We start from the raw sequence: 11,127 nt of genomic DNA on the forward strand, positions 1-11,127 counted from the left end.
CTTTTGCCCTTTCCCTTTTGCCCTTTCCCTTTTGCCCTTTCCCTTTTGCCCTTTCCCTGTTGCCCTTTCCCTTTTGCCCTTTCCCTTTTGCCCTTTCCCTTTTGCCCTTTCCCCCTTTCCCTTTTGCCCTTTCCCTTTTGCCCTTTCCCTTTTGCCCTTTCCCTTTTCCCTTTTGCCCTTTCCCTTTTGCCTTTTGCCCTTTCCCTTTTGCCTTTTGCCCTTTCCCTTTCCCCCTCCTTATCTCCCTCCAGTATCCTGCCGGCCGAGTTGCATCTCCACCTTATACATCTTCCCTTCACGGAAGACGCCGAGGTGGACGGCGTCGCCGGGGCGGAAGTCGGTGAGGCGAGCGGCGAGGTCGACTTGCCCGTCGATGGGCTCGTCCTCGAAGGTGAGGATGACGTCATAGGGTTTGAAGCCGGCCAGGTCTGCCGGCGAGCCGGGGTCGACGTCGCGGACGACGAAGCCGCGCTGTTCCGTCAGCCCGAGGGCCCGGGCGATGCGCTCATTGACATCCCAGCCGCGGAGACCCGTGTAGTAGGAGCGGTCCACCTGCCCGGTTTCCTTCAGTTCCTGGACGATGCGCATGGCTTTGTCCGCCGGCACGGCGAACCCGAGCCCGATGGAGCCGCCGTTGCCGGACGTGTAGATGAACGTATTGACGCCGATGACCTCGCCGAGCGCGTTGATGAGCGGGCCGCCCGAGTTGCCCTGGTTGATGGCGGCATCGGTCTGGATCATATCCCGATAGATCCGATTTTCCTGCGGCTGGAAGTCGCGCCCCGTGCCGCTGACCACGCCAACGGTAACCGTGGGCTCGGCGGCTTCGAACAGGCCAAACGGATTGCCGAGCGCGATAGCCCATTCGCCGGGGATAGCGGAGCCGTTTTCCGCGAAAGAGAGGTGCGGCAGCGGTTCCGGGGGGGCTACCTTGATGAGCGCGAGGTCGCTGGCTTCGTCACTCCCGATCAGCGTCGCGTCGAGCGTGGCACCGTCCATGAAGGCGACGGTAATCTTCGCTGCGTTATGCGCCACGTGTTCGTTCGTGACGATGTAGCCGTCCGCCGAGATGACGAAGCCCGAGCCGACGCTCTGGACCTGCTGTTCGTAAACGCGGCTGCGGCTGCGGCCATAAAAAAATTCCATCCATGGGTCGGAGAACGGATCGCGGTATTCGACGCGTTGTACCGCCATCACGTTGACGCTGACGACGGCCGGGCTGGCGGTTTCGACCACGCGGGTGATCGCGTTCGTGCGACTTTCGTAGAGTTGATCGGTGACCTCACCGAGGGAGGGCGCCGGCAGGACCGCCGGCGTCTCGACCTGCTGCTGGGAGTTGGCGTTGCGGTTGCAACCGATGCCCAGAATCCCGATTAATAAGAGGGCTGTAAATCGAATGGAGTACATAACCCGAATCGTTTGCGTTCGACGGAGCGTTTTATAACGTATCACATCGACGGTTGCGTACGAGAAGCCGGAGTGTTGGTTTCTCGGGTCGTCCGACTAGATCTGAAACCTGCCGCATCATGACGTCACCTGCTCATATCCCCATCGACCGTTCCCGTTTCCTCTCCAGCCTCGACGCGTTGGCCGCCATCGGCGCCATTCCGGGCGGCGGAGTGACGCGGCTGGCGTTTTCATCGGAAGACCGCGCCGGCCGCGACTGGGTGGAGGCCCGCATGCGTGCGCTGGGGATGACCGTCTCTATTGACGCTGTTGGCAACCTGCTCGGTGTGCGCCCCGGCGCGGGGGAGGGCCCGATGGTCCTCATGGGATCCCACACGGATACCGTCGGTTCCGGTGGACGTTTCGACGGCAGCCTCGGGGTGCTCGCTGGCCTCGAGGCCGTGGCCGCGATGAACGACGCCGGCGTGGTCACGGAACAGCCGGTGGGCGTGGCCTCGTTCGTGAATGAAGAGGGGGTGCGGTTCATGCCGGATCTGATGGGCAGTCTGTACGTCACCCATAAGCTCGAGGCCGATGCCATCCGCGCCATCGTGGGTGTAGACGGGACCTCGATCGGAGAGAACATGGACTTTACGGCCTATACTGGCTCGCGGGAATGGCGCGACCTCCCCATCGGCGCGTACCTGGAGCTGCACATCGAGCAGGGGCCGGTGCTGGAGCGGGAGGCGAAGACGATCGGGGTGGTGGAAGGGGTACAGGGGCTGTCGTGGATCGAGGTCGTATTCGAGGGCGCATCCAACCACGCCGGCACTACCCCCATGGCGCTGCGCCGGGATGCTGGATATGCCGCCGGCGCGCTGGTTCGGTTTGTGCGCGAACTGGCGGTGGGCATCGGCGAACCGCAACGCACGACGGTCGGCTCGATCCGCTTGTCGCCCAACATCATCAATGTCATCGCACGGGAGGCCGTCGTCACCGTCGACCTCCGCCACCCGGACGACGGCGGTCTGGCCGCGGCGGAGGACCGGGTGGAATCGTTTGTACGGGATCTGGCGGTGCGGGAGGGGCTGGGCGTCCACACTCGAAAACTGGCTCGGGTCGCGCCGGTGGCTTTCAACCCTACGCTGATCGGCCACGTACAGGCCTCGGCCGATCGACGTGGATACACAAGCCGACGGATGATCAGCGGCGCCAGTCACGACGCGCAAATCATGGCCGCGCATTGCCCCGCCGCGATGATATTCGTGCCGAGCCGGGGCGGCGTGAGCCACGACGTCATGGAGTACACCGCACCCGAGCACCTGGTGGCCGGCGCGGAGGTCCTGCTGGACGCGGCCCTGATGGCGGCGGGAGTGGGTGGTGCAATCGGGGGGACAAACCCGGGCCGGCAAAGGGGAAATACGTAGGTTTCTTAAGCGTTCGGTGTGATATTACGCGCACACTCATCCAACAGGACACCTCCTCCCATGCCCGATTCCGCGCGCGCCGGCGTGCTCATCTACGCCAAAAACGTAGACGCCGTATCCACCTTCTACGAACGCGTCCTCGGGGCCCGAGTGCTCCATGCCGACGACGAGCACCGAGTGCTGCAGTCGCCCGACGCGCAGTTGATCCTGCACGCCATCCCCCCGCCCCACGCGGCGTCGATCGTCATCGCCGTGCCCCCCGAGCCACGGGAAAGCCAGGCCATCAAGCCGTTTTTTACAGTCGCGAGCCTGGCCGAAGCGGAAGAGATAGCCGTGGCGTGTGGCGGTTGTGTACACGGACCGATCTGGCCTGGACCCGGAATGCGGGTGCGAAATGTGTGCGACCCCGAAGGCAACATCGTGCACTTGCGGGAGCGGTTGGGGTGACGATCAATCCGCGCACACTTGAGTGCCAGAAACCCGCGATCGTCGTTTCTGGCTCAATTGGGCCGAATTAAGGTGAAAAAGGGTCGTGCTTTTGAGTTATCGGCGGATGGTCGTTTCAACCTGGATGTACGAAAACGCGCATGGCTTCTACCTCCCGAACCGGTCCAACTCGGCCTGCACGGCGCGCTTGTGCTGACTCAACAGGTTCATCAGATAGACCAGTTTTTTGTCGGTAGTGGTCTGGACGTTCCGGGCGTCGTCCAGCTCGCTTTCGAGCCATTCGATGTGTTCAAGCAGCCGCTCGATGTCGCTGGTGGGCATCATCCGATACACCTCGAGGACGTTCTGGTCCACGGGTTGCGGTCGGATGCCCGATACATTGCTGTTGGGCATGGGTATACGGTGCGCCTGGGCGCGGATAAGACGTAGCGAGAGATGAAAACGCTGCCGGCGGTCGAACGTGCGAATGCTTCAACGTGCCGGCAGAATGGAAGTGTGCGAGGCATACAACTGCTCGCTGGTTTGGTTTCGGCGCTACGCGCGTAAGCTGTGTACGGAACGTTATTGTTTTGTGAGGATTGTGTGGCAGCGGGGACCTTCCTTGAGGCCCTGGCATTTTGTTAACAGCGACGCTCCACCCGGAGACGTCAAAACGGTCTTTTTTCGCCGATTCATCCCATACCATAGATCTGTCTACACGATGAAACGAATCTTACCACACGGGTTATTCTTCCTGCTCCTCATGGGGTTGGGCTTCACCACACAGGCTCAGGTGCGCATCAACGAGGTCGGTTACGCCGGCGTGGACTTCATGGGCGCTACGAAATGGGTCGAACTCTACAATGCTGGCGACAGCGCTGAGGATGTCTCTGAACTCTACCTCTGCAACTTCCCGACCTACTCCCAGATATCGACCCTCACGATTCTCGAAGGGGCCATGGTCATCCCCGCCGGCGGCCACCTCGTGGTGGCGTTTAACGCGCTCGGCTCCGGCGATGGCGAAGTAGGTCTTTACACATCAAACGCATTCACAAGCGCGGCCGCGATGGCGGACTACATGCAGTACGGCTCGGCCGGCCACACGCGCGAAAGTGTCGCCGTGATGGCGGGGGTCTGGACCGCCGGCGCCTTCGTCCCGGCGGCTGAGTCCGGCGCCACGCTCGCCTACTTTGGCTCCGGCGCCACGCCGGCGGAAAACTGGGACTCGGGAACGGCCACCCCCGGGGTGACCAACGAGGTGTCTTCGGTGGCCATCGAGCGCATTGGCGACGAAACACCCACACGGTTCGCCCTCCACGGCAACTACCCGAACCCGTTTAATCCCTCTACCACGATTCACTTCGAGCTGGCCAATGCCGGCCAGGTCGTCCTCGCGGTATATGACGTGCTCGGCCAGCAGGTGGCGGAGCTTGTCAATGGCGTGCAGAGCGCCGGCGTTTACGAGGTCCAATGGGATGGACGCGATACCGATGGTCAGGTCGCCGCCTCCGGCGTGTATCTCTACCGCGTTACATTCGACGGACAACAATCTCAATCGCGCGTCATGACGCTTTTGAAGTAGGTTTGTCGCAAGTAGGAGTATCGCACCCTTTTACTGCAAGCGATGCTCCCCGAGTTCGGCGCGCCGGCCCATGGTCGGCGCGCCGTTTGTTTTTGCCAACACGGGCCTAAAACGCGTGGTTGAGACGCAAAATTTTGCGTCTCAACGGCGTCGGGTCGGCTACCTTGTTTTTTGGACGCCGGGGGTCGACCTTGTCGGGTAGCTTACCCCCCTGCCCCCCGGCCCATGCACCCCCTCACCGTCTCACATAGGCCCTCCCTCAGGCGCGTCGTATCCGAGCTGCTAATGCTAGCGGCGCTGGCGGTGGCCGGCTGTACCGCGGGGCCGGGGCCCGGCGACAACCGCGAGGGGATATCGCCCGTCCGCACGCCCCCGCAGGAACACGCGACGTTCCGACTCGAACCGGGTCTGCGGATCGAACTCGTGGCCTCGGAGCCGCTCGTGGAGGATCCTGTGGCAATGACGTTCGACGCCGAAGGCCGCCTCTGGGTCGTGGAGATGCGCGGATTTATGCCGGAACTCGAGGGGTCCAGCGACGAGTCGCCCATCGGCCGGATCAAGATTCTCACGGATATCGACTTCGACGGTCGGATGGACCAGGCCGTGATTTTCATGGATAGCCTGGTGCTCCCCCGTGCCGTGGCCGTGGTGCCCGGAGGCGCCCTCGTGGCCGAGAATAAGCCGCTGTGGATGGTGTACGACGATGACGGCGACCTTCGGGCAGACCGGCGCGTCCTGATCGACTCGACCTATGGTGGCGCCGGCCTCCCCGAGCACTCCGCCAACGGACTCTGGCGAGGGATCGACAACTGGTATTACAACGCCAAATCATCCATCCGCTATCGCCTGCGCGGGGGGCGGTGGCTGCGGGATTCGACGGAGTTCAGGGGCCAGTGGGGAATCTCGCACGACGATGCCGGCCGGCTTTTCTACAACTACAACTGGTCCCAACTCCACACGGATCTCGTTCCTCCAAATAGTCTCGGCCGCAATCCCCACCACACACCCACCAGTGGTCTGAACGTGGGGGTGGCACAGAACCGCCGCATCTTCCCGATCCGCGCCACGCCGGCGGCCAACCGCGGCTATATCCCCGGCGCGCTTGACGAACGGGGGCGGCTGCTCGAGTTCACCTCGGCCGGCGCTCCGTTTATCTATCGAGGCACGGCTCTCGCCGGGCATCGCGGCAACGCCTTCGTGTGCGAGCCGGTCGGCAATCTCATCAAACGGAATATCCTCACTTCCCACGGTCTTGCCCTGACCGCGGAAGACGCGACGCCGGGGGTCGAGTTTCTGGCATCGACCGACGAGCGCTTCCGGCCTGTCTTCCTCACCTCCGGGCCCGACGGGGCGCTGTACGTCGCGGACATGTACCGCGGGATCATCCAGGACGGGGTGTACATGACGCCCTACTTGCGCGAGCAGACGGAGAAACGCCGGCTCGACCAGCCGGTCCACCACGGCCGGATCTGGCGTATCGTGCCGGAACGATGGACCCCTCCGGGGCGCATCGAGCTCGCTGGCACCTCGTCGCGGGCGCTCGTGGCTTTGCTTTCGGATGAAGATGGATGGGTTCGCGATACCGCTCAACGCCTGCTCGTCGAGCGGGCCGACCAGGCTGCCGTGCCGTTTCTCGAGCGGGTGGCGATGCGGGAGAACGACCGCCTCGGCCGGCTTCATGCGCTGTGGACCCTCGAAGGGCTCGATGCGCTCACGCTCCCGGTGTTGATCAAGGCCATCGACGACCGCGACCTGCGGGTTCAGGCCGCGGCCATCCGGATCTTCGCGCAGGAGGCCGCTCGGAAAGCGGCCTTTCGCGAGTCGCTGGCCGATGCGCTTTCGGTCCGCTGGGCCAAGGCGCCCCCCGAAATTGCCCTCGCGATCACACTGGCCGCCGGCGCCCTCGATGCCAATGCCGCGCTCCCTATCCTGGCCGGCATCCTCGGAATCTACCGGGAAGAGGCCCTCTTTCGCGATGCCGCCATGAGCAGTCTGGCCGGCCGTGAGTTGTTGTTGCTCGAAGAGATCTGGGCCCTATGGGAATGGCGGACGGAGTCTCCGGGGCGAGCGGTGTTTGTGGAGATGCTCGCCGCGGCCACGCTCCGGCGGGGCGAGGCCGCGGAGGTCGAGGCCCTCCTCGCCAGGCTGGATGCACCTGTGTTCGGCTGGCGACAGGAGGCCCTCCTCGCCGGTCTCGGCACCCATCGCGCCGGCGTCCTCACGCTGTCCACTCCACCGCGCGTGCTGGATCGACTCGACGCCTTCTCTCCCGAGACACGCGAGCGCCTCGAAGCGCTCGGCCGACGCCTGGCCTGGCCTGGACATACGCCAATAGATGCCGACGACGCGGCTTCGGGGAGGGCCATCGACCCCGCCATGTTTGCGCTGGGGCGTCAGCATTACCTGTCGGTTTGTGCCGCCTGCCACGGCAACGCCGGCGCCGGCATGCCATCCCTCGCGCCGCCGCTGGCGGGCTCCGAGTGGGTGAACGGCGCCGACAGCGCACTCGTCCGCATCCTGCTCCACGGCCTCGAGGGCCCGATCGATGTCGCCGGCCGGCGGTACGATGCCCCAGACATCCTCCCCGAAATGCCGGCCTTTGCCGTGCTGGACGATGCGGCGATTGCGGCAATACTAACGTACATTCGGAACGCCTGGGGCCACGATGCCGGACCGGTGACCCGCCGAATGGTCGGCACCACCCGCGTCACCACCCAGGGGCGTGTGACGCCCTGGACGGCCGATGAACTCAAGGCCTTTATCACCGCATCCCCATGATCCTACACGATCGCGTAAATCGCAGACAGTTTCTGGCCGGAGCCGCGGCGGCCCTGGTATCTACGTCGATATCGTCGACCCCGCTGATGGCACTGGCGCCGCCGGCCCGCCGAGCGATGGGTGTCGCCCACGCGACGTTTGCCGTCCGGTGGAAATCCGAGGCCCCCAGCAGCGCCTACCCGGGCTTCCAGTCGGCGCTCGATATCCTCGACCATTGCGTTCACCTTGGCGCCGGCGGCGCCCAGGTGGGCGTGGGCGACTGGCCGGCCGACTTCGCCGGGCGCGTCCGCGAGCGCCGAGAGCGCCTCGGACTCTACCTGGAAGGCCAGATCCGACTCCCCCACGAGGCCGGGGAGGTCGACCGGTTCGATCGCGATGTCGCCGCGGCCAAGGAGGCCGGCGCGGTGCTCGTCCGCACGGCCTGCCTGAGCGGCCGGCGTTACGAGGACTTCCAGTCGCTGGCCGATTTCGAGGCGTTTAAACGGAGCGCCTGGCGATCCCTCGAATGGGCCGAGCCAGTACTGAGCCGGCATGGGGTCCGCCTCGCCGTTGAAAACCACAAGGACTGGCGGATCGATGAAATGATCGCCCTCATGGAGCATCTGGGCAGCGAGTGGATCGGGGTGACGCTCGATCTCGGGAATAATATCTCGTTGCTGGAGAATCCGATGGAGGTCGTTGAAAAGCTGGCCCCGTACACCACGACCGTCCATATCAAGGACATGGCCGTCGAGCCGTATGCCGATGGGTTTCTGATGTCGGAAGTGCCGCTAGGAGAGGGAATACTCGACCTTCCGCGCATGGTGGCGCTCTGCGAACGGCACAACCCGGCCGCGACGTTTAACCTGGAGATGATCACCCGGGACCCTCTCAACGTGCCCGTCCTGACGGACGCCTACTGGGCGACGTTCGACCGGGTCGGCGGCCTCGACCTGGCGAGAAGCCTCCGGTTCGTGGCCAGCCACCCGCCGCCGACCGCCTTACCCGCCGTGACCGGCAAAACGCCCGAGGAACGGCTCGCTTACGAAGAGGAGAATAACGTCCGCTCGTTTGTGTATGCCCGGGAGGTGCTGGGGATGAGAGGCGGTTGAAAGTTAAAAGTTAAAAGTGAAAAGTGAAAAGTTAAATGCAGTTAATAGTGTAGAGTCCAAAGTGCAAAGTGAATGGAAGAAACATTTTTCACTTTTCACTTTGCAATTTTCAATTCATTCATCCCTTTTCCCATGCTTCCAGGCATCAAGTTATTCGATTTGACCGGCCGCACGGCTATCATCACCGGCGGCACTAAAGGCCTCGGCCTGGCGATGGCCGAGGGGCTGGCGTCGGCCGGCGCAAACGTCGTGCTTGTTGCCCGGAGTGACGGTCGGGATGCCGCGAAATCGGTTGCGGAAGCCTACGGAGTGCGGGCCGAATACGTACGCGCGGACGTAACCGTCGAGGCCGATGCCGCCGCGGTGGCCGAGGCGGCGCTGGATGCGTTCGGGCGGATCGACATCCTGATCAACAGCGCCGGCATCAACATCCGGGGCCCCATCGAAGACCTGCCGTACGCAGATTTTCAGAAGGTGATGGAGGTGAACGTCAACGGCACCTGGCTGGCCTGCCGGGCCGTGGTGCCGCACATGAAAGCTGCCGGCCGGGGGAAGATCATCAACCTCGCCAGCGCCCTGGGCCTGGTAGGTCTCGCGCAGCGGACGCCCTACGCCTCCAGCAAAGGCGCCATCGTGCAGATGACCCGCACGCTGGGTCTGGAGCTGGCGCCGTTTAACATCAACGTCAACGCGCTTTGTCCCGGGCCTTTCCTGACGGACATGAACATCTCGATTGCGAATACGGAAGATGGGCAGAAGTTCGTCGTGGGCGCTACGGCGCTGAAGCGGTGGGGGGAGTTAAAGGAGATCCAGGGCGCCGCGATTTTCCTGGCGAGTGATGCCGCGGGTTATATGGTGGGATCGATGGTGGCCGTGGACGCGGGGTGGACGGCGGGGTGATGTCGTCGGCGGGCTATCGGTGGGGCGGACGGCCGTCCGCCTCTACGCCGCGTTCGCCCGCACGGCATGGCCCCGAATATGCGGCCGGACGATCGCGATCGGCATTCGGGCGTTGAAGCGTTCGAGGTGTACCTCGGCGAAGCCGGCTTCGCGGATGCGGTCGCCCGTGTCCCGATCCGGGCAGCAGCCGTCGCCGATGACGCGCCAGAAGGGTTTGATGAGGTGCTGCGCTCGACGGAGCCGGCCGGCCGGCGCGGCCACGTGCTCGATAAAATAAAACCGCCCGCCCGGCTTGAGTACCCGCCGGATCTCGCGCAGCGCGGCGGCCTGGTCGGGGACGGAGCACAATACGAGGGTGGAGATGACGGTGTCCACGCTGGCGTCGGGGAGGGAGAGGGCGCCGGCAGAATCGGTTACTAGCCGAATGGAGAGACCACGATCCCGGGCTTTTTTCTGGATGTAGGGATGCATGTGCAGATTAGGCTCGGCGCCGATCCAGTCGATCCCCGCCGGCATAAACGGTAGGTTGACGCCGGTGCCCGGACCCAATTCGAGGACGATCCCCCGCACGCCGGCGAACAGGTCGCGTTTGATGGCGCCGTAGATCCGCTCTTGCGCGGCGTCGCCCGTGGCCATCGACCAGGCGAAAAAGCGTTTGAAGAGACTCATAGGGAGGACGTCCAGTCTTCCGCCAGGGCCTCGTAGGCGTCGAGCGCCGTCGCCAGCTGAGCGATGGGGAGGTGCTCGTCCACCGTGTGCGCCAGCGTGTCGTCCCCGGGACCGAAGCCGATCAGCGTCGCGCCCGTCTTAATAAAATGTCCGCCGTCGGTCGCGAACCGCCAGAGACCGGTCGTGGGCACGCCGCCCATCGCCTTGCCGAGTACCCGCTCGGCGGCGCGTAGCGCCGGGTCGTCGGCTCGGGTGACGAATGGGCCGTTGCAGGCGGTTTGTTCAACGGCATAACCGGTATAACTCGTGCGGAGGGCCGACGGGATGAAGATCCGCGCCTTGGAGCCAGGGATGACACACCGGTCCGCCAGTGCCTGGAGGCGGGCGACGACGGTTTCGTCGGATTCGCCCGGCACGTTGCGCCAGTCGATCGTCAACCACGCCTCGGCGGGGATGACGTTCGAGCTGATCTGGTCGGTGCGGAAAAGCGTCGGCGCGCAGGAGCTCTGCCCGAGGTCGGGGTCGGTGTTCCGCTCCACCGCCGGCAGGCCGGCGATGAACCGGGCGACGACCTCGAGCGGGTTGACGCCGCGCTCCGGGATGCTGGCGTGCACACTGCGGCCGGTGACGTGGAGCTGGAGCTCGAGCCGCCCCCGGTGCCCGCGCCGCAACTCGTTCCAGCTGGGCTCGCCGATCACGATATAGGGCGGCGTGAGGGTATGCGTCAGGTATTCAGCTCCGAGTCCGCCGATCTCCTCGTAGACCACGGCGGTGACGTACACATCGCCGGGAGGGACCACACCGCGGTCCTTGAGCCGGGCGGCCCCGTACACCTGCGCGGCGAGCGGCCCCTTGATGTCCACCGCCC

The 11,127-nt window shown here is 64.4% G+C and carries 11 protein-coding genes; 6 read left to right on the forward strand and 5 right to left on the reverse strand.

What is annotated here, in order from left to right:
- A partial coding sequence (locus SH809_08405) for a hypothetical protein (protein MDZ4699710.1) occupies nucleotides 1-299 on the reverse strand: 299 nt, incomplete at its 3' end.
- Nucleotides 238-1,407 (reverse strand): trypsin-like peptidase domain-containing protein, encoded by a 1,170-nt coding sequence (locus SH809_08410; protein ID MDZ4699711.1) that lies wholly within the window; start codon nucleotides 1,405-1,407, stop codon nucleotides 238-240. The genes SH809_08405 and SH809_08410, both read right to left, overlap by 62 nt.
- A 119-nt stretch (nucleotides 1,408-1,526) precedes the next feature.
- Here SH809_08410 and SH809_08415 point away from each other — a divergent pair, with 119 nt between their 5' ends.
- Nucleotides 1,527-2,813 carry a Zn-dependent hydrolase gene (locus SH809_08415; GenBank protein MDZ4699712.1) on the forward strand — a complete coding sequence of 429 codons (1,287 nt, stop codon included), beginning with the start codon at nucleotides 1,527-1,529 and terminating at the stop codon, nucleotides 2,811-2,813.
- Nucleotides 2,814-2,873: 60 nt separating this feature from the next.
- Nucleotides 2,874-3,260 (forward strand): VOC family protein, encoded by a 387-nt coding sequence (locus SH809_08420; GenBank protein MDZ4699713.1) that lies wholly within the window; start codon nucleotides 2,874-2,876, stop codon nucleotides 3,258-3,260.
- 147 nt (nucleotides 3,261-3,407) lie between these two features.
- Here SH809_08420 and SH809_08425 read toward each other — a convergent pair whose 3' ends face one another.
- Complete coding sequence (locus tag SH809_08425; GenBank protein MDZ4699714.1) at nucleotides 3,408-3,653, reverse strand: hypothetical protein; 246 nt, start codon at nucleotides 3,651-3,653, stop codon at nucleotides 3,408-3,410.
- A 307-nt stretch (nucleotides 3,654-3,960) separates the two neighbouring features.
- Here SH809_08425 and SH809_08430 point away from each other — a divergent pair, with 307 nt between their 5' ends.
- The 4 genes from SH809_08430 (at nucleotide 3,961) to SH809_08445 (ending at nucleotide 9,590) form a co-directional block, all read left to right on the forward strand.
- Nucleotides 3,961-4,821: a FlgD immunoglobulin-like domain containing protein gene (locus SH809_08430; GenBank protein MDZ4699715.1), complete on the forward strand. Its 861-nt coding sequence runs from the start codon at nucleotides 3,961-3,963 to the stop codon at nucleotides 4,819-4,821.
- A 225-nt stretch (nucleotides 4,822-5,046) separates the two neighbouring features.
- Nucleotides 5,047-7,599 (forward strand): c-type cytochrome, encoded by a 2,553-nt coding sequence (locus SH809_08435; GenBank protein MDZ4699716.1) that lies wholly within the window; start codon nucleotides 5,047-5,049, stop codon nucleotides 7,597-7,599.
- Nucleotides 7,596-8,690 carry a TIM barrel protein gene (locus SH809_08440; protein ID MDZ4699717.1) on the forward strand — a complete coding sequence of 365 codons (1,095 nt, stop codon included), beginning with the start codon at nucleotides 7,596-7,598 and terminating at the stop codon, nucleotides 8,688-8,690. Before SH809_08435 ends, SH809_08440 begins: the two co-directional genes overlap by 4 nt.
- Before the next feature lie 132 nt (nucleotides 8,691-8,822).
- Nucleotides 8,823-9,590, forward strand: coding sequence for an SDR family oxidoreductase (locus tag SH809_08445; GenBank protein ID MDZ4699718.1), 768 nt, complete (start codon nucleotides 8,823-8,825; stop codon nucleotides 9,588-9,590).
- Nucleotides 9,591-9,632: 42 nt separating this feature from the next.
- Here the strand turns inward: SH809_08445 and SH809_08450 are convergent, their stop codons facing one another.
- Both SH809_08450 and SH809_08455 read right to left on the reverse strand, forming a co-directional pair.
- Entirely contained in the window at nucleotides 9,633-10,259 is a 627-nt protein-coding gene (locus tag SH809_08450; protein MDZ4699719.1) for a methyltransferase domain-containing protein, read from the reverse strand.
- On the reverse strand, nucleotides 10,256-11,127 hold an 872-nt coding region (locus tag SH809_08455; GenBank protein ID MDZ4699720.1), incomplete at its 5' end, for a M20/M25/M40 family metallo-hydrolase. The genes SH809_08450 and SH809_08455, both read right to left, overlap by 4 nt.

The organism is Rhodothermales bacterium, assembly GCA_034439735.1.
Taxonomy (GTDB): Bacteria; Bacteroidota; Rhodothermia; order Rhodothermales; family JAHQVL01; genus JAWKNW01.

Excerpts from the sequence above, each read along its gene's own strand:
- SH809_08440 (MDZ4699717.1), top strand. The coding sequence starts at position 7,596 with ATGATCCTACACGATCGCGTAAATCGCAGACAGTTTCTGGCCGGAGCC.
- SH809_08430 (MDZ4699715.1), top strand. The coding sequence starts at position 3,961 with ATGAAACGAATCTTACCACACGGGTTATTCTTCCTGCTCCTCATGGGG.
- SH809_08410 (MDZ4699711.1), bottom strand. The coding sequence starts at position 1,407 with ATGTACTCCATTCGATTTACAGCCCTCTTATTAATCGGGATTCTGGGC.
- SH809_08445 (MDZ4699718.1), top strand. The coding sequence starts at position 8,823 with ATGCTTCCAGGCATCAAGTTATTCGATTTGACCGGCCGCACGGCTATC.
- SH809_08415 (MDZ4699712.1), top strand. The coding sequence starts at position 1,527 with ATGACGTCACCTGCTCATATCCCCATCGACCGTTCCCGTTTCCTCTCC.
- SH809_08420 (MDZ4699713.1), top strand. The coding sequence starts at position 2,874 with ATGCCCGATTCCGCGCGCGCCGGCGTGCTCATCTACGCCAAAAACGTA.
- SH809_08450 (MDZ4699719.1), bottom strand. The coding sequence starts at position 10,259 with ATGAGTCTCTTCAAACGCTTTTTCGCCTGGTCGATGGCCACGGGCGAC.
- SH809_08435 (MDZ4699716.1), top strand. The coding sequence starts at position 5,047 with ATGCACCCCCTCACCGTCTCACATAGGCCCTCCCTCAGGCGCGTCGTA.
- SH809_08425 (MDZ4699714.1), bottom strand. The coding sequence starts at position 3,653 with ATGCCCAACAGCAATGTATCGGGCATCCGACCGCAACCCGTGGACCAG.